This window comes from Mesorhizobium sp. M1409 (assembly GCF_040317535.1).
Lineage (GTDB): Bacteria > Pseudomonadota > Alphaproteobacteria > Rhizobiales > Rhizobiaceae > Mesorhizobium.
Genome location: NZ_JAMYKV010000023.1, coordinates 1 through 25,809, shown reverse-complemented (window position 1 = coordinate 25,809; position 25,809 = coordinate 1). Strand labels below are relative to the sequence as shown.

General features: G+C 62.6%; 23 protein-coding genes. 10 read left to right on the top strand and 13 right to left on the bottom strand.

The features are described 5' to 3' along the window. Positions 1-268: 268 nt before the first annotated feature. From dnaA to NKG99_RS18630, 5 genes are all read left to right on the top strand, one after another. Complete coding sequence (dnaA, locus tag NKG99_RS18650) at positions 269-1,813, top strand: chromosomal replication initiator protein DnaA (protein ID WP_352870155.1); 1,545 nt, start codon at positions 269-271, stop codon at positions 1,811-1,813. Between the two features lie 305 nt (positions 1,814-2,118). Beyond that, a complete protein-coding gene (gene dnaN, locus NKG99_RS18645; RefSeq protein ID WP_352629705.1) occupies positions 2,119-3,237 on the top strand; it encodes a DNA polymerase III subunit beta in 1,119 nt (372 codons plus the stop codon). A gap of 187 nt (positions 3,238-3,424) precedes the next feature. Beyond that, positions 3,425-4,564 (top strand): DNA replication/repair protein RecF, encoded by a 1,140-nt coding sequence (recF, locus tag NKG99_RS18640; protein WP_352870154.1) that lies wholly within the window; start codon positions 3,425-3,427, stop codon positions 4,562-4,564. 125 nt (positions 4,565-4,689) lie between these two features. Further along, complete coding sequence (locus NKG99_RS18635; RefSeq protein WP_352870153.1) at positions 4,690-5,445, top strand: molybdopterin-synthase adenylyltransferase MoeB; 756 nt, start codon at positions 4,690-4,692, stop codon at positions 5,443-5,445. A 4-nt stretch (positions 5,446-5,449) separates the two neighbouring features. After that, the gene (locus NKG99_RS18630) at positions 5,450-5,938 is read left to right on the top strand and encodes a GNAT family N-acetyltransferase (protein WP_352870152.1); all 489 of its coding nucleotides are present in this window, start codon (positions 5,450-5,452) and stop codon (positions 5,936-5,938) included. 30 nt (positions 5,939-5,968) lie between these two features. Here the strand turns inward: NKG99_RS18630 and NKG99_RS18625 are convergent, their stop codons facing one another. Next, a complete protein-coding gene (locus tag NKG99_RS18625; RefSeq protein WP_352870151.1) occupies positions 5,969-6,970 on the bottom strand; it encodes a 2-hydroxyacid dehydrogenase in 1,002 nt (333 codons plus the stop codon). Between the two features lie 159 nt (positions 6,971-7,129). On the opposite strand from NKG99_RS18625, the gene NKG99_RS18620 reads away from it, so the two are divergent. After that, positions 7,130-7,690: an SH3 domain-containing protein gene (locus tag NKG99_RS18620; RefSeq protein ID WP_352870150.1), complete on the top strand. Its 561-nt coding sequence runs from the start codon at positions 7,130-7,132 to the stop codon at positions 7,688-7,690. A gap of 46 nt (positions 7,691-7,736) precedes the next feature. On the opposite strand, the gene NKG99_RS18615 is transcribed toward NKG99_RS18620, so the two are convergent. Continuing rightward, positions 7,737-8,111 carry a DUF4260 domain-containing protein gene (locus NKG99_RS18615; RefSeq protein WP_352870149.1) on the bottom strand — a complete coding sequence of 125 codons (375 nt, stop codon included), beginning with the start codon at positions 8,109-8,111 and terminating at the stop codon, positions 7,737-7,739. Then, positions 8,108-8,539: an iron response transcriptional regulator IrrA gene (gene irrA / locus NKG99_RS18610; protein WP_024503471.1), complete on the bottom strand. Its 432-nt coding sequence runs from the start codon at positions 8,537-8,539 to the stop codon at positions 8,108-8,110. Before irrA ends, NKG99_RS18615 begins: the two co-directional genes overlap by 4 nt. Before the next feature lie 242 nt (positions 8,540-8,781). Between irrA and fabA the strand changes: the two genes are divergently transcribed. The 4 genes from fabA to NKG99_RS18590 all read left to right on the top strand — a co-directional run bounded on the left by fabA (position 8,782) and on the right by NKG99_RS18590 (position 13,165). Further along, positions 8,782-9,297, top strand: coding sequence for a 3-hydroxyacyl-[acyl-carrier-protein] dehydratase FabA (fabA, locus tag NKG99_RS18605; RefSeq protein WP_352870148.1), 516 nt, complete (start codon positions 8,782-8,784; stop codon positions 9,295-9,297). 49 nt (positions 9,298-9,346) lie between these two features. Beyond that, complete coding sequence (gene fabB / locus NKG99_RS18600) at positions 9,347-10,567, top strand: beta-ketoacyl-ACP synthase I (RefSeq protein WP_023758107.1); 1,221 nt, start codon at positions 9,347-9,349, stop codon at positions 10,565-10,567. A gap of 33 nt (positions 10,568-10,600) precedes the next feature. Continuing rightward, positions 10,601-11,413 carry an enoyl-ACP reductase FabI gene (gene fabI, locus NKG99_RS18595; protein ID WP_109666399.1) on the top strand — a complete coding sequence of 271 codons (813 nt, stop codon included), beginning with the start codon at positions 10,601-10,603 and terminating at the stop codon, positions 11,411-11,413. 207 nt (positions 11,414-11,620) lie between these two features. Then, the gene (locus NKG99_RS18590; RefSeq protein WP_352870147.1) at positions 11,621-13,165 is read left to right on the top strand and encodes a putative bifunctional diguanylate cyclase/phosphodiesterase; all 1,545 of its coding nucleotides are present in this window, start codon (positions 11,621-11,623) and stop codon (positions 13,163-13,165) included. A gap of 15 nt (positions 13,166-13,180) precedes the next feature. On the opposite strand, the gene NKG99_RS18585 is transcribed toward NKG99_RS18590, so the two are convergent. The 10 genes from NKG99_RS18585 to rimP all read right to left on the bottom strand — a co-directional run bounded on the left by NKG99_RS18585 (position 13,181) and on the right by rimP (position 25,446). Further along, complete coding sequence (locus tag NKG99_RS18585) at positions 13,181-14,200, bottom strand: class I SAM-dependent methyltransferase (protein WP_352870146.1); 1,020 nt, start codon at positions 14,198-14,200, stop codon at positions 13,181-13,183. A gap of 96 nt (positions 14,201-14,296) precedes the next feature. Beyond that, on the bottom strand, positions 14,297-16,444 hold the full coding sequence (gene pnp, locus NKG99_RS18580; protein ID WP_352870145.1) for a polyribonucleotide nucleotidyltransferase: 2,148 nt from the start codon (positions 16,442-16,444) through the stop codon (positions 14,297-14,299). 279 nt (positions 16,445-16,723) lie between these two features. After that, positions 16,724-17,098, bottom strand: a complete 375-nt coding sequence (gene rpsO, locus NKG99_RS18575) for a 30S ribosomal protein S15 (RefSeq protein ID WP_352870144.1) — start codon at positions 17,096-17,098, stop codon at positions 16,724-16,726. Between the two features lie 78 nt (positions 17,099-17,176). Continuing rightward, a complete protein-coding gene (corA, locus tag NKG99_RS18570) occupies positions 17,177-18,271 on the bottom strand; it encodes a magnesium/cobalt transporter CorA (RefSeq protein ID WP_352870143.1) in 1,095 nt (364 codons plus the stop codon). Positions 18,272-18,314: 43 nt separating this feature from the next. After that, positions 18,315-19,346, bottom strand: a complete 1,032-nt coding sequence (truB, locus tag NKG99_RS18565) for a tRNA pseudouridine(55) synthase TruB (protein WP_352870142.1) — start codon at positions 19,344-19,346, stop codon at positions 18,315-18,317. Then, a complete protein-coding gene (rbfA, locus tag NKG99_RS18560; protein WP_352601443.1) occupies positions 19,346-19,771 on the bottom strand; it encodes a 30S ribosome-binding factor RbfA in 426 nt (141 codons plus the stop codon). Before rbfA ends, truB begins: the two co-directional genes overlap by 1 nt. 126 nt (positions 19,772-19,897) lie before the next feature. Further along, positions 19,898-22,471 carry a translation initiation factor IF-2 gene (infB, locus tag NKG99_RS18555; protein WP_352870141.1) on the bottom strand — a complete coding sequence of 858 codons (2,574 nt, stop codon included), beginning with the start codon at positions 22,469-22,471 and terminating at the stop codon, positions 19,898-19,900. After that, positions 22,468-23,118: an RNA-binding protein gene (locus NKG99_RS18550; RefSeq protein WP_352870140.1), complete on the bottom strand. Its 651-nt coding sequence runs from the start codon at positions 23,116-23,118 to the stop codon at positions 22,468-22,470. The genes infB and NKG99_RS18550 overlap by 4 nt, the downstream gene beginning before the upstream one ends. Positions 23,119-23,156: 38 nt before the next feature. Next, a complete protein-coding gene (gene nusA / locus NKG99_RS18545; RefSeq protein ID WP_352870139.1) occupies positions 23,157-24,752 on the bottom strand; it encodes a transcription termination factor NusA in 1,596 nt (531 codons plus the stop codon). A 49-nt stretch (positions 24,753-24,801) separates the two neighbouring features. After that, positions 24,802-25,446 (bottom strand): ribosome maturation factor RimP, encoded by a 645-nt coding sequence (rimP, locus tag NKG99_RS18540; protein WP_352870138.1) that lies wholly within the window; start codon positions 25,444-25,446, stop codon positions 24,802-24,804. Between the last annotated feature and the right edge of the window lie 363 nt (positions 25,447-25,809).

The following is a 25,809-nucleotide window of genomic DNA, read 5'->3' as shown; positions in this document are numbered from 1 at the left end:
GTCTTTTTCGATGCGGTAGGGGACTGGCGTAACTAGACATGGCGGGTAGACGGCGGCCGGCGATCTTTTCGACGGACGGTGTTTTGTTGCCCTGACATACCCAACGCGGACTGGCTTCCATGAGCCGGCACCGGTTCCCGCAGACAATGGGCGACGTTCATCTGCCGGCGGCGGCAGCGGACATCGCAGCAAAGACGCAGTCGCCGGAACCGGATGCAGGAGGCGCATCCCCGGTGGAAAACAGGTACGGAAGGACAAGGAAAAGATCATGCAGAGCGGCATCGAAAGGGAACTTACGGGCGACCTCCCATTTCCTGGAACTTTGATCGGAGCAAAAGACATGGCGGTGTCCAGCGACGCGGAGCAAAAATTCGACCGGGTCAAGACTCAGTTGAAGGCGCGTCTGGGAACCGAAGTCTATTCGAGCTGGTTTGGCCGCATGAAGGTCGCGGAGGCTTCCAAGGGCATTGTCCGCATCTCGGTGCCCACCGCCTTCCTGCGCTCGTGGATCAACGGCCACTATCTCGACCTCATCTCCGAGCTGTGGAAGCAGGAGGATCCTGATCTCCTCAAGATCGACATTGTCGTGCGCACGGCGACCCGTCAGGGACGCAGCCAAGCCGAGCCGGAGGTGGTACCGGCACGCAAGATGACGCGGCAGACGCAGACGGCGCTTGCCGCGGGCACCGTCAGCCCCGGCCGGACAGAGCGTGCACCGGTTCCGCGTCCGGGCACGCCGGTCGAGAGCGAATTCCGGCACAATGTGCTGGGGTCACCGCTTGATCCTCGCTATACGTTCGGCTCCTTCATCGAGGGCCCGTCGAACCGGGTGGCCTTCGCCGCCGCCAAGGCAGTGGCGGAATCGCAATCGAGCGCGGTGCGCTTCAACCCGCTTTTCCTTCACGCAACCGTCGGGCTCGGCAAGACACATCTGCTGCAGGCTATCGCCGCGGAATCGCTGAAGCAGAATCCCAAGTCGCGCGTCGTCTATCTCACGGCCGAGTATTTCATGTGGCGCTTTGCCACCGCTATCCGTGACAACAACGCGCTGACGCTCAAGGAACAGCTGCGCGACATCGACTTGCTCATCATCGACGACATGCAGTTCCTGCAGGGCAAGTCGATCCAGCATGAATTCTGCCACCTGATCAACATGTTGCTCGATAGCGCCAAGCAGGTCGTCGTTGCCGCCGACCGGCCGCCGTCGGAACTGGAATCGCTCGAACCGCGGGTCCGTTCGCGCCTCAATGGCGGTGTCGCGCTTGAAATGTCGGCGCCCGATTTCGCCATGCGCCTTGGCATGCTCAAATTGCGCCTTGCCACCGCCAGGGTCGATGATGCGTCGCTGAACATTTCGGAAGAGATCCTCAACCACGTTGCCCGCACCGTGACCGGCAGCGGACGCGAACTGGAAGGCGCCTTCAACCAGCTGCTGTTCCGTCAATCCTTCGAGCCGCAGATCACCATCGACCGGATCGACGAAATCCTCGGCCACATCTATCGAACCGGCGAGCCGAAGCGGGTCCGTATCGAGGACATCCAGCGCATCGTCGCGCGCCACTACAATGTGTCGAAGACCGAATTGCTGTCCAACCGGCGCACGCGCACCATCGTCAAGCCGCGGCAGGTGGCCATGTACCTGTCGAAGGTGATGACGCCGCGCTCGCTGCCCGAGATCGGACGGCGTTTCGGCGGCCGCGATCACACTACGGTGCTGCATGCCGTGCGCAAGATCGAGGACCTTTCCGGCAACGACAACACGCTGGCGCAGGAACTCGAGCTCTTGAGGCGGTTGATCAACGACCAAGCCTGACCGGTCCGGGCGAGCCCGAACCGGAACAACACCGGAATTCAATGGCTTGCCTGTGCGGTCCGGGGCCCGGAATGGGCTCGTGGCGCCGCCTGGAAGCGGCCCGGATTTCGGTTTTACAACACCGGCTCGCGGGCTTCGTGCCCTTTATCCCCAGAAAGCCCGCGCAGCCGACCCTTACCGGTGGCGCGGGCTTGCGTTTGCCGGTTTTTTCCTGTCAGTTTACGCAGATTCTGAGCCTGTTCAGACCTTTCGCGGGACGCCGCTCATTGGTGCCCCGTCATTCATTCAAGCGAGCCTGTTTCGTCATGCGTGTTATCCTGGAACGGTCAAACCTCCTGAAGTCGCTCAACCACGTCCACCGTGTGGTCGAGCGGCGCAACACCATACCGATCCTGTCCAACGTGCTGCTCAGCGCCGAAGGCGCCAGCCTTGAAATGAAGGCGACCGATCTCGACCTCGAGGTGACGGAAGCGACGCCCGCCAAGGTGGAGCGCGGCGGGGCGACGACGGTTCCGGCACATCTGCTCTACGACATCGTTCGCAAGCTCGCCGACGGCGCCGAGGTGATGCTGAAGACGGACGAGGACGGCAACGCCATGACGGTGACGTCAGGCCGCTCAAGCTTCCGCCTCCAGTGCCTGCCACAATCCGACTTCCCCGAGCTTTCGGCCGGATCGTTCTCGCATATCTTCCGTCTCGACTCGGTTGCCCTGAAGGGCCTGATCGAGAAGACCCAGTTCGCCATCTCCACCGAGGAGACACGCTATTATCTGAACGGAATCTACCTGCACACGCATGAGGTCGGCGGCAAGCTGAAGCTGCGCTCGGTGGCGACCGACGGCCACCGCCTGGCGCGCGCCGAAATCGACGCGCCGGCGGGTTCCGAGGGCATGCCGGGCATCATCATTCCACGCAAGACGGTGAGCGAGCTGCAGAAGCTGGTGGACGATCCGGACGTCGCGGTGACCACGGAACTGTCGGACACCAAGATCCGCTTCACCATCGGCAGCGTAATTTTGACCTCGAAGCTGATCGACGGCACCTTCCCCGATTATCAGCGGGTCATTCCGACCGGCAACGACAAAAAGCTGATCATCGACCGCCAGAGTTTTGCCGCCGCTGTCGATCGCGTCTCGACCATCTCTTCCGAACGCGGCCGCGCGGTGAAGCTTTCGATCAGCGAGGGTCAGGTGACGCTTGCGGTCAACAATCCGGATTCAGGCAGCGCCACCGAGGAACTCGCAGCCGACTATTCGTCGGATCCGATCGAAATCGGCTTCAATGCCAAGTATCTGCTCGACGTTGCCGCGCAACTGACCGGCACCGAGGCCAAGTTCATGCTGGCCGACGCCGGTTCGCCGACGCTGATCCACGACATGGCCGACGAAACCGCACTCTATGTGCTGATGCCGATGCGGGTGTAGCCTAGGCCGAGTCATCAATCCGGCTCTGCGGCCGGGACCGGCTATGAGAACCATGGTTGCGGCGACTTCCAGAGCAATTCCAGGAAAAGTGTGAAACGGTTTTCCGTCCGGAATTGCGTCAAAACAAAGAGATAGGGCCGTTCGGCGTTTACGTGAAACGATGAACCGCTCTACAGGCGGATAGCGGTTGCCGGCACAGACCTACATAAGTAAGCTTACGCTTACTAATTTTCGCAACTACGCGGCGCTGACGATCGATCTGGCGCCGGGTGCCGTGGTTTTTTCCGGCGACAATGGTGCCGGCAAGACCAATCTCCTCGAAGCGATCTCCTTTTTGACACCGGGGCGTGGCTTGCGCCGCGCCCCTTATGCGGATGTCGCGCGTGAGGGTGGCGATGGCGGCTTTGCCCTGCATGCCCGGCTCGACGGAGCTGACGGTCAAGTCGAGATCGGAACAGGCATTTCCGGCGGCGACAGCCCCGGCGAAGGCGGCAGGCGGGTGCGCATCAACGGAGCTTCGGCACGTTCGGCCGAGGACATGCTGGAATGGCTGCGCGTCGTGTGGCTGACACCGGCGATGGACGCCTTGTTCACAGGACCGGCCGCGGATCGACGGCGCTTTCTCGACCGGCTGGTGCTTGCGATCGACCCCGGCCACGGGCAACGTGCGATCGATTACGAAAAGGCGATGCGTGGCCGTAACCGACTGCTTACCGAAGGATCCCGGGACGACCGCTGGTTCGACGCGATCGAGACGCGGATGGCCGAGACCGGTGTGGCGATCGCCGCGGCACGGGCCGAGATGGTGCGCCTGCTCGCCGCCATGATCGACAGGCTGCCCGACACGGGGCCATTTCCGCAGGCCGATATCGGCCTTTCGGGGGATCTGGAGGCCGAGGTTTCCAGCATGCCAGCAGTCGATGTCGAAGAGCGCTTCCGCAGGACGCTTGCCGAGGGACGCGACCGCGACCGCGCCGCCGGGCGCACGCTCGAAGGGCCACACCGTTCGGATCTGGTGGTTCGGCACCGTCCCAAGGCGATGCCGGCCGAGCTCTGTTCGACAGGCGAGCAAAAGGCGCTGCTGGTCGGCATCGTGCTATCGCATGCCCGGCTGACCGGCGAAATGTCGGGCATGACACCTATCCTGCTGCTCGACGAGATCGCCGCGCATCTCGATGGCGGGCGGCGCGCGGCGTTGTTTTCCATCCTTGAGGAATTGAACTGCCAGGTGTTCATGACCGGAACCGATGCGGCGCTGTTTTCCAGTCTCAAGGGGCGTGCGCAATTCCTGACTGTCGACCACGGCACGGTTGGGCCAACGATCTAGATATTTGACGCTTGCATAGGTCATCATCCCAGAACCGCTTCGCACTTTTGGGCGACCCGCCGCAGGTTTATGCATGTCATGGATTAGCCCCTGACAAGGTTTTTCAGCCGCTATATGATCCGGCGATGACCCCTGCCGCCCTGAACGCCGACGAGATCGAACGCTATGCCCGCCACATCGTGCTGCCCGAGATCGGCGGCGCCGGCCAGCAGAGGCTGAAGCAGGCGCGAGTGCTGGTCATCGGCGCCGGCGGGCTGGGCGCGCCGGTGCTTGAATATCTTGCCGCCGCCGGCGTCGGCACGCTCGGCGTGGTCGATGACGACACCGTTTCGCTTTCCAACCTGCAGCGTCAGGTCATTCACGGCACCGATAGTGTCGGCATGCTGAAAACCCATAGCGCCGAGGCGGCAATCGCCCGCATCAATCCCAACACCTTTGTCGAAACGCACACGTTCCGGCTGACCACGGACAATGCCCCCGCCCTCGTCGCCGGCTATGACATCGTCGTCGACGGTTCCGACAATTTCGAAACCCGCTATGTGGTGGCCGATGCCTGCGCGAACGCTGGGAAACCGCTGGTGCATGCCGCTGTCGGACGCTTCGACGGCTCCGTCACGGTGCTGAAGCCATTCGAGGACGGCAAGGACGGCAAGCCCAATCCGGGCTACCGCGATCTGTTTCCCGAGGCGCCACCGCCTGGCCTGGTGCCGTCCTGTGCCGAAGCCGGCGTGCTTGGTGCGCTGACCGGTGTCGTCGGCACGCTGCAGGCAATGGAGACGATCAAGCTGATCACCGGCGTCGGCGAGCCGCTGGTCGGCAGGCTGCTGCTCTATGATGGGCTGGCGGCGCGCTTCGACACGATCCGCTACAAGAGAAACTGACTGCGTGGAGCGGACCGAAGCTGTCTCCATTGCGCAGATTCCGGCCGATTTCGACCGTTGGAACGATGTGCTCGCACTGATCATGCGTGCCTTCGCCTCGATGGACGGGGTTATCGACCCACCCTCCTCCGCCCACCTGCTGACCGCGGACAGCCTGCGGGACAAGGCTCGGCGGGAGACCGGCTTCGTGGCACTCAACGGCGACAGGATCGTCGGCTGTATCTTTGCCCTTGAAAGGCCGGCGGAACTCTATGTCGGCAAGCTCGCCATCGCGCCGGACTGGCAGGGACAGGGCATTGGCCGGCGGCTGATGCAGGCGGTCGAAGATTTTGCCCGCAGCCACGGCAAGGTGGCAATCGAGCTTCAGACGCGGATCGAGCTGACCGGAAACCATGCAGCCTTTGCCCGCTTCGGCTTTTATGAGACCGAACGGACGGCGCATGAGGGCTACGACAGGCCGACCTCGATCACCATGCGCAAGGTGCTTGTGTAAGCCCGGTCTTTCATCTGCGTTTCGATTGCGTCAGGTTCGCAGTGGCAGCACGCGGTCCGGCGGGCGATGGCCATCGACGAAGGCGCGGATGTTGATGATGACCTTTTCGCCCATGTCGATGCGGCCTTCGAGCGTCGCCGAGCCCATATGCGGCAACAACACGACCTTGTGCTTGGCGGCGAGCTTCAGCAGCTTGCCGTTCAAAGCCGGCTCGTGCTCGTAGACATCGAGGCCGGCGCCGGCAATCTTGCCGTCCTGGATCAGCTTGACCAGTGCTTCCTCGTCGATGATGTCGCCGCGCGCGGTGTTGACGACATAGGCCGTGGGCTGCAGCAGCGCCAGCCGCCGCGCCGAAAGCAGATGGAAGGTTGCCGGCGTCGATGGGCAATTGACCGAAATGATGTCCATGCGGGCCAGCATCTGGTCGAGGCTTTCCCAATAGGTCGCCTCCAGCCCGTCTTCGACGGCCGGCAGCACGCGATGGCGGTTGTGGTAATGGATCGACAGGCCGAAGGCCTTGGCCCGCCTGGCGACGGCGGTGCCGATGCGCCCCATGCCGACAATGCCCAGCCGCTTGCCCCAGATGCGCCGGCCAAGCATCCAGGTGGGCGACCAGCCGGCCCATTTCTTGTCGCCGGTGAGCACGTTGGCTCCTTCCGCCAGCCGCCGCGGCACCGCCAGCATCAGCGCCATGGTCATGTCGGCCGTGTCCTCGGTCAGCACATTGGGCGTGTTGGTGACGGTGATGCCCCGCTTAGCCGCGGCCTCGACATCGATCTTGTCGACGCCGTTGCCGAAATTGGCGATCAGCTTGAGGTTGTCGCCGGCCTGGGCGATCAGTGCCGCGTCGATGTGGTCGGTCACCGTCGGCACCAGCACGTCGGCCTCCTTGACCGCCGCCACCAGTTCCGGCTGCGTCATCGGCCTGTCCTCGACATTCAGCCGGGCGTCGAACAGTTCGCGCATGCGGGTCTCGACCGGGTCGGGCAGCTTTCGCGTGATGACGACGAGAGGCTTCTTTTTGCCTACCATTGTTTCCTCGTACCCCGATCTCGTTGAGACCTCTTTAACCAAGACCGGCGAAACTGAAAGCCGGTCGCGGTACCGATTACCTCATGTAACAAGCGGTGCCGCCGAAGACAAAGAAAAAGGGGCGCCGCTGCCGCCAGGCAAGCGCCGAAAGGAATGAAAGTGTCTGGTTTCGCGTCGTTTCGCCTGACCCTCAGCGCAGCACTTCTCGGCGCTTTGCTTTATTCTCCGCTTGCCGCGGCGCAGAGCGCGGCGGCACCCGCGCAGAGCGTCGTCACGCTCGGGCCGAGCGGTTTGCCGCTGCCGCGATTCGTCAGCCTGAAATCCGGCCGCGTCAACTCGCGCGTCGGCCCCGGCGCCAACTACTCGGTCGACTGGATGTATATGAAGGCCGGCCTGCCGATGGAGATCATCCAAGAATTCGATACATGGCGCCGCGTGCGCGATGCCGATGGGTCGGAAGGCTGGATCAACCAGTCGCTGCTTTCCGGCCGGCGCACGGCAATCGTCGCACCGTGGCAGCGCGGCAAGGGCGCCCAGATCAATCTTCTCAACAGCCCCGACAAGGACGCAAGGGTGGTCGCGATGGTCGAGCCGGGCGTCATGGGCACGATCAAATCCTGCGATGGCCAGTGGTGCGAAATGACGTTCGATGGCCACACCGGCTGGCTTGCCCAGTCGATCGTCTGGGGCGCCTACCCCGGCGAGCGGGTCAAGAACTGATTTTTACCCCTTTGACCGCGACATCTCGAAGAGTCGCGGTGGTGGTTTAGCGCCCGATGCGGCCGAGATGGGTGTCCTGAAAGCCGGTTGGCAGCTTCAGGCCGTAGCCCAGCGCACGGTCGATGGCGATGTGGGCGATCCAGATCAGCGCAACCGCCACCGCGGTCGCATTGCCCTCCATGTGCCCGGCGAGCAGCAGCAGCACGGGCACGATCAGAATATGCAAGGCGTTGTAGGCAAGGGCACCGACGCGCGGTCCCGCCAGATAGCCTGACATCGACAGGTCAGGCGCCAGGACAAGCAATCCGAAGAGCCACCAGGAAACGCCGATCGACGCATAGAATACGAAGGCGCCCACCGCAACGATTGCCCATTCGAGCCGTATCGTCAGATCAAGCGGCTTCAATCCCTCGCCGCTCATTCGCGGCGCTTGGGGCGCAGCCTCACCACGATGTCGACATTGGCGATTTCCATCCCCTCCGGCGGCTCCGGCAGGTTGGCAACGGTCACCGGACCGCTGTCGATGTCGAATATGCGGTTCTCGCCTTCGATATAGAAATGGTGATGGTCGGAGGTGTTGGTGTCGAAATAGGTCTTGGCGCCCTCGACGGCGAGGATGCGCAGCAGTCCCGCCTGGGTGAACTGGTGGAGGGCATTGTAGACGGTGGCCAGCGATACTGGCACGCCGGCGGCGACGGCCTCCTCATGCAGTTCCTCGGCCGACAGATGACGGTCGCCCTTGGCGAAAAGCAGGTCGGCCAGCGCAATGCGCTGACGCGTCGGCCTCAGGCCGGCTTCACGGACCCGTTTGTCCACAGCGACATTTTCCTTCCGGCCGTCCAGGTCCATCTTCTTGTCGAACCCCACAGTTCCGCCCCAAGACACGCCCAGAATGGCAAAAAAATGAACGTCTGCCGAAACCGGGCCTCCGCCGACATATATTCTGTCGCCCGAATGCGATCAATAGCGCGCATTGACCCAGGCAGACGAGCAGGTTAAGCGCAAACGCCGGTTTCCGGCCTGAAACAGATTGTGTTAGGAAACCAACGACAAGGGCGCCCGATAGCCCGGAACGATATGGGGAGAGATTGATGCCGGGTAAATCCAGCTACGAGTACGACGAATTGCTGGCCTGCGCCCGCGGCGAATTGTTCGGACCGGGCAATGCCCAGCTTCCCTATCCGCCCATGCTGATGTTCGACCGTATCACCGAGATCAGCGAGACGGGCGGCGCCTTCGAGAAGGGTTTCATCCGCGCGGAATTCGACATCAAGCCCGACCTGTGGTTCTTTGCCTGCCATTTTATCGGCAATCCGATCATGCCGGGATGCCTCGGCCTCGACGCCATGTGGCAATTGACGGGCTTCTATCTTGGCTGGCTCGGCGAACCCGGCAAGGGAATGGCGCTGTCGACCGGTGAAGTGAAATTCAAGGGCATGGTGACGCCCTCGGTGAAAAAGGTTGAGTATGGCATCGACTTCAAGCGCGTGATGCGAGGCCGGCTGGTGCTCGGCATCGCCGATGGCTGGCTAAAGGCGGACGGCGAGCCCATATACGCGGCAACGGACCTGAAGGTCGGTCTGTCCAAGCAGTCGGCGGTCGTTTGACCGCAGCCCTGGCCAGCCTCCTGGCCAGCATCCCTGGAAGGAGTTGCGAATGAGACGTGTCGTAGTCACAGGCCTCGGCATTGTGTCGTCGATCGGCAACAATGCCAACGAAGTGCAAGCCTCGCTGCATGACGCCAGATCCGGCATCAGTTTCTCCGATTCGTTCGCCGAGCATGGCTTCCGATGCCAGGTCTGGGGCGCGCCGACGCTCGATCCATCCGCCATGATCGACCGCCGGGCGATGCGCTTCCTGAGCCAAGGTGCGGCCTGGAACCACGTCTCCATGGACCAGGCGATCGCGGATGCGGGCCTCGAAGAGAGCGACATCACCAATGAGCGCACCGGCATCGTCATGGGATCGGGCGGACCATCCACCCGCACCATCTTCGAGGCAGCCGAGACCACGCTGAAGAACGGCAGTCCCAAGCGTATCGGTCCATTCGCGGTGCCGAAGGCGATGTCGTCGACCGCATCGGCAACGCTTGCCACCTGGTTCAAGATTCACGGCGTCAACTATTCGATCTCTTCGGCCTGTTCGACCTCGGCGCATTGCATCGGCAATGGCTACGAACTGATCCAGTGGGGCAAGCAGGACATAGTCTTTGCCGGCGGCCACGAGGATCTCGACTGGACGATGTCGGACCTGTTCGACGCCATGGGCGCCATGTCGTCGAAGTTTAACGACAAGGCATCGACCGCTTCTCGCGCGTATGACGCCAATCGCGACGGCTTCGTCATCGCCGGCGGCGCGGGCGTGCTGGTGCTGGAAGAGCTTGAGCATGCCAAGGCGCGCGGCGCCAAGATCTACGCCGAGATCGTCGGCTACGGCGCGACCTCGGATGGCTACGACATGGTTGCCCCGTCAGGCGAGGGCGCGGTCCGCTGCATGCGCCAGGCACTGGCCACGGTTTCCACGCCGGTCGATTACATCAACACCCATGGCACATCGACGCCGGTGGGCGATTCCAAGGAAATGGGCGCGATCCGCGAGGTGTTCGGCGAAAAGATGCCCTACATCACCTCGACAAAATCGCTGACCGGCCATTCTCTGGGCGGGGCCGGCGTGCAGGAATCCATCTACTCGATCCTGATGATGCAGGGCGGTTTCATCGGCGAAAGCGCCCATATCGAGACCCTCGACCCCGAATTCGAGGGCATGCCGATCGTGCGAAAGCGCATCGACGACGCCAGGATCGACACTGTCTTGTCTAATTCGTTCGGCTTCGGTGGCACCAACGCAACGCTCGTTTTCCAGCGCTATTCCGCATAAGGCCAGCGTTTTTTTTAATAAGGATTGGCGGCCATGGACGGATTGATGAAGGGCAAGCGCGGGCTTGTCATGGGTGTCGCCAACGATCATTCGATCGCCTGGGGCATCGCCCGGAAATTATCCGAACATGGGGCGGAACTCGCCTTCACCTATCAGGGCGATGCCTTCGGGCGCCGGGTCAAGCCGCTGGCAGACAAGCTCGGTGCCTCGCTGGTGGTGCCGTGCGACGTCGAGGACAGCGCTTCGGTCGCCGCGACGTTCGAGACCCTGGGCAAGGAATGGGGCGGGCTGGATTTCGTCGTCCACGCCATCGGCTTTTCAGACAAGAACGAGTTGAAAGGCCTTTATGCCGACACCAGCCGGGACAATTTCGTCCGCACCATGGTGATCTCCTGCTACTCCTTTACCGAGATCGCCCGCCATGCCGCCGCCCTGATGCAGGACGGCGGATCGATGATCACGCTGACCTATGCGGGGTCGGTCCGCGTCATGCCGAACTACAACGTCATGGGCGTCGCCAAGGCAGGGCTGGAGGCCAGTGTGCGCTACCTCGCCAATGATTACGGTCCGCGCGGCATCAGGGTCAACGGCATATCGGCTGGACCCGTGCGCACGCTTGCCGGCGCCGGCATTTCCGACGCCCGCCACATGTTCTCCTACCAGCAGCGCAACTCGCCGCTGCGTCGTACGGTGACCATCGACGAGGTCGGCGGCTCCGCGCTTTATCTACTGTCCGATCTTTCTTCCGGCGTTACCGGCGAAATCCACTACGTCGATTCCGGCTATCACATCGTTTCCATGCCTACGCTGGACGAATTGAAGCAGACCGACGGTGGACGAGACTAATGCATGTCGCCCAAGAGTGCGCGGTGGTTTTGGGACAACGACATTTATAAAACAAAAGCTTAAAATGCGCCGACGGAATCCGTTTCAACCCGACGCGCTTTAACCCTCTCAAGAAATACTTTCGCTCCAATAAAATTAGACGCATTCGCGGAAACTCATTTTAAGGACATATCCGCTAGAAAGCCCCGTACTCTGGGGATCTTTTCAATGTCCGCCGTCAGCAACCCGAAGCGAACACCGGTGTTCCGGCTGCTCACCATAGCGAGCTCGGGCCTCGGCAGTTTCGTCCTCGGACTCTGGGGCCTGAAGCTCGGTCTCGGCGATGGCTTTGCCGGCATCTCCGCGGACATGATGGTCGCGGTGATGGCCGCGCTTTGCGCACTGGCGGCGTCGGCAGCCGCGATGTCCTTCTTCGCCGGCGTCGACGAATCGGCGGATTTCGTCTTCACGGAAACCCATTTCGACAAACTGACGGGTCTTTTGGCGCGTCCGGCGATGGTCGGCAAGATTGCCGAGGCGGCGTGCTCGACAAGCCGGACCGGCGAGCCGATGTTCCTCATCGACATCGATATAGATCGCTTCAAGCAGATCAACGACGCCATCGGCTACAGCCAGGGCGACGAGTTGATCCGCGCCTTCACCAACCGCTTGAGAACGTGCGTGCCGCAGCGGGCGCTGATCGGACGCATCGGCGCCGGTGAATTCGCGGTTCTACTCCCCGACAATCAGGTGTCCGGGTCGCTGGAAAGCACCATCGAGAGGCTCATCGACGAGATGATGGAGCCCTATGAACTCAGCACGCACCTGCAATCGGTCAGCCTTTCGGTGGGCATCGTGGCGATGCCAAAGGACGGTGTCGATCCCGTCCTCATCCTGCGCCGCTCCAATCTGGCGCTGCAGAATGCCCGCGCCAGCGGCGTCGGCAACTGGTCTGTCTTCCATGCCGAAATGGGCAGGGTCGCCGATCATCGCCAGTGGATCGAATCCGAACTGAATACAGCTTTCGAGCGCGGTGACTTCGATCTTCACTACCAGCCGCAGCTCGACCTCCCGACCGGCCGCATCGTCGGCTATGAAGCGCTGATCCGCTGGCGGCATCCCGAACGCGGCATGATCCCGCCGATGGAATTCATCCCGATCGCCGAGGAAACCGGCATGATCGGCCCGATCGGCGAATGGGTGCTGCGCAAGGCTTGCAGCGACGCCCGGCATCTGCCCGACGACTGCTTCGTTGCCGTCAACATCTCGCCCGTGCAGTTCATGACCAAGGACTTCGTCGGTACCGTGCGCGATACCATGACGAGCACCGGCATCAAGCCGTCGCGGCTGGAGCTGGAAGTGACCGAGACGGCGATGATGCAGGACCGCGACCGCGCCGCCGCCATCCTGAAGCAGCTTGCGGACATGGGCATCTCGGTCGCCGTCGACGATTTCGGCACCGGCTATTCCAATTTGAGCTATCTCATCGATTTCTCTTTCGGCAAGCTGAAGATCGACCGGTCCTTCGTCAGCCGCCTCGATACCGATTCCAGCTCCGGCGCGGTCGTCTCGACCATCGTCGGGCTTTCGCGGGCGCTCGGCGTCAGCATCATTGCCGAAGGCGTCGAGACCGAAAGCCAGGCGACGCTGCTCAGGGCGGCTGGCTGCGAGGTGGTGCAAGGCTATCTGTTCGGCCGGCCGGCACCACTCAAGTTCAGGGTTGGCGACTCGCATGTCACCGACGAGGTCCGGCGCGTCGCCAATCTGCATTAAACGCTACGCATTGTATCAACGCCGCGCGGCAAGCACCTTGAACATGCCGTCGCGAGCGAGTTCGGCATGGCTCGAAAAGGCCGCCGACAGGATCGGCTCATAAGGAAGCTGGCGGTTGGCGACCATGAACAGCCGCCCGCCTGGCTTCAAGGCCTTGGCCGCAGCGCGGATCATGCCGGCGCCGATCTCGGGCTCGGCCGCACGGCTGCGATGAAAGGGCGGGTTCATGACGATCGCGTCGTAGCGCTTCTCGACCGGTTCTTTCAGCAGATCGGTCCAGAAGAAGTTCCTGGCGATCGACTGGCTAACCCCTGCCAGATTGAGCTTCGCGGCTTCGAGCGAGGCGAAATCCGCCTCATGGAGGTCGAGCGCCAGAATGCCGGGTGAATGGGCGGCTATCTCGGCGGCCAAATAGCCCCAGCCGGCGCAGAAATCGGCAACACTGCCACGCAGATCATTGGGCAAGTTTTCGACCAGCAGTTTCGAGCCGGTATCGATCCGGTCGAAGGAAAACATGCCGGGCGCGGTATGGAACCGGCCTTCGACCAGCAAGGCGGGATTGGCGGCACGCAATTCTTCTGCGGCGGCCAGATCGGCGGAACGGCGAAACCAGAAGGCGATGCCGTGATGTTTCGGTAGATGACCCTCAAGCGGCACAAGCTCGTCAACGCGCCTGCGCAGGCTGGCAATACCATCGTCCTTGCCGCCGGCAACGACGACCAGTCCGCCCGGCGCCACGCGCTCAAACGCCTGCGCGATGCGCACTTCGTTCAGGCCGCGATGCCGACCAGCCAGCACGAGTGCCATGTCGAAGCCGTCGCCTTCCGCCTGCGCGGTGACGATGACACCGGAGGCCTGCAGCGCGCGAAAATGCGGCCGGAAGCCCTGCACGAGATGAAGCGCGGCCTCGAAGCCTTCGGGCAGCCGAAAACCCGGTTCGGCGCCGAGAAACAGGACGCGATTACCCTTTCCTGGCAGAGGAACGGCCTCGGCCTCAAAGGGATGAAAAAGGGTCTTCAGCGGCTCGGCGGACATTTTTCGATCTCGAAATGAAGTCTGTCTCTACAGCCCGAAAATGAAAACGGGCGCGACATAAGCCGCGCCCGTTTCGATTCATGACCTCAAGACCGATCAGGCGGCGTTTTCTTCGCCTTCGGTCTTCTTGTCGCGGGCAAGTTCCTTGCCGGTGGCCTGGTCGACGACCTTCATCGACAGGCGGACCTTGCCGCGCTCGTCGAAGCCCATCAGCTTGACCCAGACCTTGTCGCCTTCCTTGACCACGTCCGAGGTCTTGGCGACCCGGTCGTTGGCAAGCTGCGAGATGTGGACGAGGCCGTCGCGCGGACCGAAGAAGTTGACGAAAGCGCCGAAGTCGGCGGTCTTGACGACCGTGCCTTCGTAGATTTCGCCGACTTCCGGCTCGGCAACGATGGTGTGGATCCACTTCTTCGCCGCCTCGATCTCCTTGGCGTTGGACGAAGCGATCTTGACCGTGCCGTCGTCCTCGATGTTGATCTTGGCGCCGGTCTTTTCGACGATCTCGCGGATGACCTTGCCGCCCGAGCCGATGACGTCGCGGATCTTGTCGGTCGGGATGTGCATCACTTCGATGCGCGGCGCGAACTCACCGAGTTCCGAACGCGCGCCGGTCAGAGCGTGCGCCATCTCGCCGAGGATATGCTGGCGGCCATCCTTGGCCTGGTCCAGCGCGATCTTCATGATCTCCTCGGTGATGCCCTCGATCTTGATGTCCATCTGCAGCGAGGTGATGCCGTTGGCGGTGCCGGCGACCTTGAAGTCCATATCGCCGAGGTGATCTTCGTCACCCAGGATGTCGGACAGAACCGCGAAGCGCTCGCCTTCCTTGATCAGGCCCATGGCGATACCGGCGACTGGCTTGGCCAGCGGCACGCCGGCATCCATCAGCGCCAGCGAGGTGCCGCAGACGGTGGCCATCGACGACGAGCCGTTGGACTCGGTGATCTCCGAGACGACGCGCAGCGTGTAGGGGAACTGGTCGGCACTCGGCAGCATCGGGCGAATGGCGCGCCAGGCGAGCTTGCCATGGCCGATTTCGCGGCGGCCCGGCGAACCCATGCGGCCGGTCTCACCGACGGAGTAGGGAGGGAAGTTGTAGTGAAGGAGGAACTTCTCCTTGTACATGCCGGTCAGCGAGTCGACATACTGCTCGTCCTCGCCGGTGCCGAGCGTGGCAACGACCAGCGCCTGGGTCTCGCCGCGGGTGAACAGCGCCGAACCATGGGTGCGCGGCAGGACGCCGACTTCGGAGACGATCTTGCGGACCGTCTTGAGGTCACGGCCGTCGATGCGCGAGCCGGTGTCGAGGATGTTCCAGCGCACCACCTTGGCCTGGAGTTCCTTGAACACGGTGCCGATCTGCTCGGAGGTGTACTTGGCGTCCTCGCCTTCGGCCGGGGCAAACGCGGCCTTGACCTTGGTCTTGACGGCGTCGACGGCGGCATAGCGCTTCTGCTTGTCGACGTTCTTGTAGGCAGTGCTGAGCTCGTCGCCGACGATCTTCAGCATCTCGGCTTCAAGGGCGGAATAGTCCGGCGCGGTGAAATCACGCGGCTCCTTGGCGGCGACTTCGGCCAGCTTGATGATGGCGTCGATGACCGGCTGGAAGCCCTTGTGGCCGAACATGACGGCGCCGAGCATCAGCTCTTCGCCGAGTTCCTTGGCTTCGGACTCAACCATCAGCACGGCGTCGGTCGTGCCGGCGACGATCAGGTCGAGCTTCGATTCCTGCATCTCATCGACGTGCGGGTTGAGCACGTATTCGCCGTTAATGTAACCGACGCGGGCGCCACCGATCGGGCCCATGAAGGGTACGCCCGACAGGGTCAGGGCAGCCGAGGTGGCAACGATCGACAGGATGTCGGGATCGTTCTCGAGATCGTGCTGGACGACGGTGACCACGATCTGGGTGTCGTTCTTGTAGCCCGAGGCGAAGAGCGGGCGGATCGGGCGATCGATGAGGCGGGAAACCAGCGTTTCCTTCTCGCTCGGACGGCCTTCACGCTTGAAATAGCCACCCGGGATCTTGCCGGCGGCGTAGGTCTTTTCCTGGTAGTTGACGGTCAGCGGGAAGAAATCGAGGCCTGGCTTCGGCTCTTTCATCGAAACGACGGTGGCGAGAACCTTGGTCTCGCCGTAGGTGGCGAGCACCGCGCCATCAGCCTGGCGCGCGATCTTGCCGGTTTCGAGGATGAGCGGACGGCCGCCCCATTCGATTTCCACTTTGTGGTGATTGAACATATCTTGTCCTTAATATGAGGAAAGGGCCGCGCCGTTTCACGGTGCGCGGATGCCCTTTCCCTTGGCTTCCTTTCTCGGGCAGCCACGGGCAAGACAACGGGAAGCTCGGGTAATTTCGGCGCGGCTAGCGCGCACGAGCGTCCTGCAATCCTGCCCCATGACCGTCCATGGGCGGTTTCGAGTGCCCTCTGCACGATCGAAACCGGGTCTGGCCAGTCGATGCGACTGGCAGAATGCGCGACCGGCGGACTTTCCGAAGAAAGCCCGCCGGTCAATTCGTCAACGGCGCAGACCGAGCTTCTCGATCAACGTCTGGTAGCGCGCGTCGTCCTTGCGCTTGAGATAATCAAGCAGGCTGCGGCGCTGGGAGACGAGAGCGAGCAGACCACGGCGGGAATGGTTATCCTTCTTGTGGTCCTTGAAATGGTCGGTCAGGTTCTTGATGCGCTCGGAAAGGATGGCCACCTGGACTTCCGGAGACCCGGTATCGCCCTTGGCGGTTGCGAATTCACCCATCAATTCCTGTTTGCGCTCGGCAGTAATCGACATCGTGTTTTTCCTTATCTGTTTGAGGAAACGGGTCGCCCTCAGCCGGGATGTCGTCCAGCAGGGGCCGGTACTAGCAAAGCGCCTTAGCGCTGTGCTGCGGCGCATATAGTGCAATTCCCCGGAAAATACCAGCCCAATTCACAAGCCGGCTTTTCAGGTCGGAAATGGCCGGTTTTATCCTTGTCAGAGCCATTTCTTCCATTTGAAGAAGGCAATCAGCCCGAACGCGACAAGCGCCATGAACAAAAGCGATAGGGGATAGCCGTAGTAGGCCTTCAACTCGGGCATGTTCCAGGGCGAAGACCCTGGATCGAAATTCATGCCCCAGATACCGACCAGGAAGGTAAGCGGCATGAAGATGACCGAGACGATGGTGAGATAGCTGATGACGTCGTTGGTGCGCGCCTGGCTCAGCGACAGATGCATCTCGATCAGGCCGGTCAGCATGTCGCGCTGGGTTTCGACCAGTTCGATCAGCCTGAGCGAATGGTCGAGTGTGTCGTTGAGGAAGATCTTGGTCTCGGCCTTCACATAGGGCACGTCGTTGCGGATGAGCGTCGCCAGCGCGTCGCGCAGGGGCCACAGCACCCCTTTCAGCACATTGGCATCGCGCCGCAATTCATGCAGCTGCCGCATCTGATGCTTGTCCGGCGAATGCAGCATCTCGTCCTCGATGCTGTCGACCAACTCGCCGGCCGCCTCGATCGGCGGAAAATAACTGTCGACGACGGCGTCGACCAGCGCATAGGCGAGATAGTCCGCTCCACGCGCGCGCAACCGGTTGGGCGCCGAACTCTCGATGCGCTTGCGCACGGGATCGAAGGGATCGCCTTCACGTTCCTGGAAGGTGACGACGAAATTATTGCCGAAGAAGACGGAGATCTGCTCATAGCGGTGCGACGTGACATCGTCGATCATCCTGACGACGACGAAGGCATGGTCCTCGAAGAAATCGACTTTCGGCCGCTGGCCGGTGTTGACGACGTCCTCCAGCGCCAATGGATGCAGGCTGAAAATGCGGCCGATCTCCTCGATCAGGGGGATATTGGCGAGGCCGGTGCAGTCGAGCCAGATAACCGGCCATTTGTCGCAATGGGTGTTGAGGTCGTCGATGCTGGCGTTTTCGATGGTCTGGAATTTCTGCGGCGAGATCATGGTCAGCCGCAGTTCCGAGCGACGAGCCGCCGGGTCGGCGATCAGCGTGCCCGGCGATGCACCGACCGGCGGCCGCCGCGTCCTCACCGGCGCCCGCTTCTTCACCGCTTCAGCCTTTGCCATGGAGCCCCTCTAACGCTATCCCGCGGACATTAGATGAGTGCCCTCAGCCGGCAAAGACCCGCTTGGGCTTGAACATGCCTTGCTCGATGGCACCGATGGCGACCAGCTTGCCGCGCGCCGTGGCGCAGGCTTCCTCGGCTTCCACCGGCGCGTCGCGGCCACGGATGATGACTGGATTGCCAAGGCGGATCTTGGTCGCCGCATCGTCGCTGATGGCGACCTGCGGCAGGCAGTCGAGGGCGGCCGCCGTATCGACCAGAAGCGCATCGATGGCGTCGAAGTCGATTGGCGCTTCCACCGCGCCAGCGGCTTCTCTCGCGTCAATGGCTTCTGTCATGCCGGAGGCTTCTGCCGTGTCGGCGACATCCGTCGCCTCCGAGCTGTCTTCATCCCGCACGCCGAAACGAGCGGCTTCCAGCTCGGCGATGGTGACGAAATCCTCCGGCGTGAACGGCTCGACCTCGACCCGGCGCAATTCTGAAATATGGCCGAAACAGCCGAGGTCGCGGCCCATGTCGCGGGCCAGCGAGCGCACGTAAGTGCCCTTGCCGCATTCGACCTCGAAAACCGTGTGGTCAGCGTTGTGCCCGACAATATCGAGCCGGCCGATCTCGACCTCGCGAGGTGGAATATCGACTGTCGCGCCATCGCGGGCCAGATCATAGGCGCGCTCGCCCGCGATCTTGATGGCGGAGAATTGTGGCGGCGTCTGCATGATGATGCCGGTGTATTTCGGCAGCAGGGCAAGCACCTCGGCCTCCGACGGACGCAGATCGGACTCCTTCGTCACCGGACCCTCGAGATCATCGGTGGAGCGCTCCTGCCCCCACGCCACGGTAAAGCGATAGATCTTGGCGCCGTCCTGCACGTAAGGCACGGTCTTGGTGGCCTCGCCAAGCGCGATCGGCAGCATGCCGGAGGCGAGCGGGTCGAGCGTGCCGGCATGGCCTGCCTTTTCCGCCTGGAACAGCCATTTGATCTTGGAGACGGCCTCGGTCGAGCCCATGCCGACCGGCTTGTCCAGGATCAGCCAGCCCGAGATCGGCCGGCCTTTCTTCTTGCCGCGACGCGCCACTATTCGGTGTCCTTGTTGTCGTCTTTGTCCTGGTCTTCAGGACCCAGATCGCGCGCCACCTCGGGCGACTTCAACAGGTCGTTGATCCTGGCGAAATTGTCGAAGGAGGTGTCGAGCTTGAAGCGGAACTCCGGCATGAACTTCATCTGCCGCAATGCGCCCGAGACCCGGCCACGGACGAACTTCGCATGCTTGTTCAGCGCCTCGACCACCGCATCGGTATCCTTGGCGCCGAGCGGCGAGACGAAAGCGGTGGCGACCTTCAGGTCGGGCGACATGCGCACTTCCGAGACCGAGACCACGGTGTTCTCGATCAGCGGATCGATGATCTCGCCGCGTTGCAAGGTCTCGGACAGCGCATGGCGAACCTGTTCGGCGACGCGCAGCATGCGCTGGGATGGGCTGGATGCGGTTGGACGGGGCATTTTTCTCGATCCTGAAAGCGTGGGGCGCGGGATGGGACCGTGCCGCATGTCTCATATGGGCCATTCTCAATAGACCTTGGGCGGCGGCCTTTCGACCACCGCCCGGTATGGACAAGTCACTCGAACTCAGAGCGTCCGGGTCACCATCTCGACGCGGAAGCACTCGATGACGTCACCGACGCGCATATCCTCGTAGTTCTGGAAGGCCATGCCGCATTCCTGGCCGCCGGGGACTTCCGAAACTTCGTCCTTGAAGCGCTTCAGGGTCTTCAGCGTGCCTTCGTGGATGACGACGTTGTCGCGGATCAGGCGCACGCCCGCACCACGCTCGACCTTGCCTTCGGTGACACGGCAGCCGGCGATCTTGCCGACCTTGGTGATGTCGAAGATTTCGAGGATCTGCGCGTTGCCGATGAAGGTCTCGCGACGCTCCGGCGACAGAAGGCCCGATAGAGCCGCCTTCACGTCATCGACGAGGTTGTAGATGATCGAGTAGTAGCGGATCTCGATGCCCGCGGCCGCCGCGGCGGCACGCGCCTGGACGTTGGCGCGGACATTGAAGCCGATGATCGCGGCACCCGAAGTCTCCGCCAGCGACACGTCGCTTTCGGTGATGGCGCCGGCGCCGGCATGGACGATGCGCGCACGCACTTCGTCGGTGCCGAGCTTGTCCAGCGCCGCGTTGATCGCCTCGATCGAGCCCTGCACGTCGCCCTTGATGACCAGCGGGAATTCCTTCAACCCGCTCGTCTGCAACTGCGACATCATCTGCTCGAGCGAACCGCGCTGGCCGGCATGCTTGGCAACCGCCTTCTCGCGCGCCAGACGCTGGCGATATTCGGTGATCTCGCGGGCGCGGGCCTCGTTGTTGACCACGGCGAAGCGGTCGCCGGCCTGCGGTGTACCCTGCAGACCAAGCACCTCCACCGGCATCGCCGGCGGCGCTTCCTTGATCTGCGCGCCACGATCGTTGACCAGCGCACGCACCCGGCCCCATTCGTTGCCGGCAACGAGGATATCGCCCGGCATCAGCGTGCCGGTCTGCACCAGCACGGTGGCGACCGGGCCACGGCCCTTGTCGAGTTGGGCTTCGATGACGACGCCCTCGGCGGTACGATCCGGATTGGCCTTCAGGTCGAGAATTTCGGCCTGCAGCAGGATCGCCTCGAGCAGCTTGTCGAGATTCGTGCCCTTGGTCGCCGACACTTCGACGTCCAGAACTTCACCGCCCATGGATTCGACGAAGACCTCGTGGCGCAGCAGTTCCGAGCGGACTTTCTGCGGATCGGCGTCATGCTTGTCGATCTTGTTGATCGCCACGATGATCGGAACGCCGGCCGCCTTGGCATGGCTGATCGATTCGATCGTCTGCGGCATGACGCTGTCGTCGGCCGCGACCACCAGGATGGCAATGTCGGTCGCCTGGGCGCCACGAGCACGCATCGCCGTGAAGGCGGCGTGACCGGGGGTGTCGATGAAGGTGATCTTGTGACCGCCCTTCTCGACCTGGTAGGCGCCGATATGCTGGGTGATGCCGCCGGCTTCGCCGGAGACCACGTTGGCGTTGCGGATGGCATCGAGCAGCGAGGTCTTGCCGTGATCGACGTGACCCATGATCGTCACGACAGGCGGACGCGACACCAGGTCCTCGGCATTGTCGGCGATGTTGAAGAGGCCTTCCTCGATGTCGGATTCGGCGACGCGGCGAACCGTATGGCCGAATTCGGTGGCAACCAGTTCGGCCGTGTCGGCGTCGATGACGTCGCCCGGCTTCAGAATCTGGCCCTGCTTCATGAAGAACTTGACCAGGTCGACCGCACGCTCGGACATGCGTTGCGCCAGTTCCTGAATGGTAATCGTCTCTGGCAGGATCACTTCGCGCATGACTTTCTCGCGAGGCTCATTGTGCATCGCGCGCTTGAATTTTTCCTGGCGGCGACGCATCGACGACAGCGAACGGGCTCGCGCATCTTCGTCGGACAATGCTGAATTCAGGGTCAGCTTGCCGCGGCGGCGGTCTTCCTCGCTCTTGGTCGGCTTGGCCGGACGCGCCACTTCGGGCGTGACCGGACGGCGCACCGGAGCACCGGCACCAGTCCGCTTCGGCTTGGCCTGTTCTTCGTCGTCGACCGTCGCAAGTTCGGCGGTCAGCGGCGCGCGGCGGCGCGCCTCTTCCTCGGCCCGACGGCGGGACTCGGCCTCGGTCTGCAACCGCGCCTCTTCCTCGGCCTGGCGGCGCGCGGATTCATCACGTTCGCGCTTGCGGCGCTCTTCATCCTCGGCGCGGCGCTTGGCATCCTCGGCGGCGCGCTGACGGTCTTCGACCTCGCGAACCTTCGAGCCCTCGAGCGCCCTGCGGCGTGCTTCCATTTCACTGCGCGACAGTTCGTTCAGCACCATGCCGCCGCGCTCGACCGGGGCCGGCGGCGCGGGTGGTGGCGCCTTCGGCGCTTCCTGAACGACGGCGGGTGCGGCCACGACCGCCGGCTTCGGTGTGAAGACGGGAGCGGCAACCGGCTCCGGCTTGTCGCCGGGCATCGAGAACTTGCGCTTCTTGGTTTCGACGACGACCTGCTTGGTGCGGCCGTGCGAGAAGTTCTGGCGCACAGTGCCCTGTTCCATACCGGGGCGCTTCAGCGTCAAGGTCTTCTTCGGCGTCACACTCAGCGTATTGTCGTCACCCGATTTCGTATCGTTCATTCCATATCCTCTGCGGCATCATCTTCGTCAGCAACAGCCGCAAGCATTGCCAGATCGTCCGGGGAACCGCCCCGATACCGGTCGAGCGCAACCATGCGCTTCTGGACCGCCCTGCCCGCGTCTCCCGCGAGAACGGCAGCATGTATCACATTTGTACCCCCCAATGCCAAGCTCAACTCGGCCTCGGAGAAAAGTTTGTAGGCAAGGATTGCGGGGCCGCCGAGATGGACTGTCGCCCGTCGTGCCTGGCTGATCTTGCGTACACCGTCGTCGGACGCTTCGGTCGCGTGAAGCACGAAAAGCGCCAATCCGCCGCGCACAGCGCTCTCGACCTTGGTGGCGCCCAGCGCAATCGCGCCTGCCTTGCGGGCAAGACCAAGCATGCCCAGAGCGTATCTGGAAAGCAACCCGTCGACCATGCCGCCAAGATCGGGCAGCACGGCCACCTGTGCCTTGAAGGCGCGAGCGAAAAGGTTCTTCGCCGCAGCCTTGTCGATATGTAGGCGGTCGGCGCTCACCCAGCAACCTCGGCCGGGCAAATTTCTCTTGATGTCGGGAACGACGACCGAATCCGGGCCGACGACGAACCGGATCAGATCATCCGGTTCGGCCTGTCTGCGGGTGACGATGCAGGTGCGATCGTTCATCTCGTCCAAGGGCGGGTTCGGTGCGATGCGGTTTCACCTCACGCACCAACGGCTTCGTCAGCCGATTCTTCTTCGGCCGCAAGCTCGTCTTCGGTGATCCATCCAGCCTTAAGGCGGGCGGCCAGAACCATCTGTTCGGCATCGGCGCGTGTCACGCCATGATTGGCCAGCACGCCGGGGAATACCTTGGTTTCGCCGTCCTTGCGTTCCTTCCAGCCGGTCAGGTCGTCGGCGGCATAGCCGGCGAAGTCCTCGATCGTCTTCACGCCGTCCTCGCCGAGCGTCACCATCATGGCGGTGGTGATGCCAGGGATTTCGCGCAATTCGTCCGAGACGCCGAGGGCCTTGCGCTTGTCGTCGTGTTCGGCTTCGATCTTCTCCAGATATTCGCGGGCGCGGGTCTGGATTTCCGAAGCGGTGTCCTCGTCGAAGCCGTCGATCGAGGCGATCTCGCCGGAATCGACATAGGCGACTTCCTCGACGCTGGTGAAGCCTTCGGAGGCGAGCACCTGGCCGACCATCTCGTCGACGTCGAGGGCTTCCATGAACAGCGACGACCGCTCGACGAATTCCTTCTGGCGACGCTCGGACTCTTCGGCCTCGGTCAGGATATCGATATCCCAGCCGGTCAGTTGCGAAGCAAGCCGCACGTTCTGGCCGCGGCGGCCGATGGCCAGCGACAGCTGGTCGTCGGGAACCACGACTTCGATGCGTTCGGCATCCTCGTCGAGCACGACCTTGGCGACTTCCGCCGGCTGCAGCGCGTTGACGATGAAGGACGCCGCCGAGGGCGACCACGGAATGATGTCGATCTTCTCGCCCTGCAACTCGCCGACGACGGCCTGGACGCGGCTGCCGCGCATACCGACGCAGGCGCCGACCGGATCGATCGAGCTGTCGCGCGAGATGACCGCGATCTTGGCGCGCGAGCCGGGGTCGCGGGCGACCGACTTGATCTCGATGATGCCGTCATAGATTTCCGGCACTTCCATGGTGAACAGCTTGGCCATGAACTGCGGATGGGTGCGCGACAGGAAGATCTGCGGGCCGCGCTGCTCGCGGCGCACGTCGTAAACGTAAGCGCGGACGCGGTCACCGTATTTGTAGTTTTCGCGCGGGATCAGTTCGTCGCGACGGATGATTGCCTCGCCGCGGCCGAGATCGACGATGACGTTGCCGTATTCGACGCGCTTGACGGTGCCGTTGACGATCTCGCCGATGCGGTCCTTGTATTCGTCATACTGGCGGTCGCGCTCGGCCTCGCGCACCTTCTGCACGATGACCTGCTTGGCCGACTGGGCGGCGATGCGGCCGAAATCCATCGGCGGCAGCTGTTCGGCGATGAAGTCGCCGAGCTGGGCGTCCGGATTGCGCTCGCGGGCCGAGGAAATGGCGATCTGCGTGGCGTAGTCATCGACCTTCTCGACCACTTCCATCAGCCGCTGCAGCTTCATCTCGCCGGTGTTCGGGTTGATGTCGGCGCGGATGTTGGTCTCCTGGCCGTAACGCGAACGCGCCGCCTTCTGGATCGCATCGGCCATGGCGGCGATGACGATCGACTTGTCGATCGACTTTTCGCGCGCGACCGCGTCGGCGATCTGCAGCAGTTCAAGTCTGTTGGCGCTTACAACCATCGTTTTTCTCCCGAGCCTGTTTGCCGGACCTTCGCGCCCGGCAGCTCAATCATAGTTCCTGTTCGTGTTCTTCCGTGGCGTCCGCTTCCGTACCCGACTCATCGTCGTCCGGTTCGCCGCGACGTTTTTTTGCTTCCTTGCGCGCCCTGTTGTCCTTCGACAGGGCATCGCGGATGAGATCGTCGGTCAGGATCAGGCGCGTTTCGGAAATCGCGTCATAGGGGACACGCACCGTCGGCTCCTCGCCATAGGCTGCCTTTTCGCGCTCGATCAGCACATCGTCTTCGCCGGCCTCGACGATCTTGCCCTTGAACCGCTTGCGGTCGGCGACCACGATCGAGGTTTCCATCTTGACCAGATGACCCGTCCAGGTCGTGAAATCCGATTTGCGGACGAGCGGCCGGTCGATGCCGGGCGACGAGACCTCCAGATGATAGGCCTTTTCGATCGGATCGTCGACGTCGAGCGCCGGCGACACCGCGCGGCTGACCTCTTCGCAATCCTCGACGGTCATGGTGCCGTCCTCGCGCTCGGCCATGATCTGCAGCGTCAGCCCGTTCTGGCCCGACAGATGCACCCGCACGAGGCGGAAGCCGATGCCGCGCAGAACCGGCTGGACGATCAGCGCGATGCGCGCATCAATGCCGCTTTCGCGGATGATGCGATCGTCGCCCTCGCTTGCCGTTGCAGTCATTGAGATCCTGTCGCTCTATTCCGAAGTTATCGGCGGGTAATAAAAAAGAGCGGGACCGGGTGGACCCACTCTTCGTCATACCGACCAAGAATTTGAGGCTGATATAAACGATCGTGGCCGGTGTTTCAAGCCCGCCGTGCGGGCCGTACAAAAGCCGTGACGGCGCCAGTGTTGCGCCAGACGCATGGCCTCCATCCGGCGAAACCCCTGCGAGCCGTGCCGCTGCATCCCCACTTATATCACATCGCACAAGATTTGCACGACACAGCACCGAAGGGGCAGGGGAATCGGGTGAGTTAATTATCGTGAGATGACGCTTACGAGGAATTCGTCGTCCCACGCCGCCACTTTTCGTTTCAATCG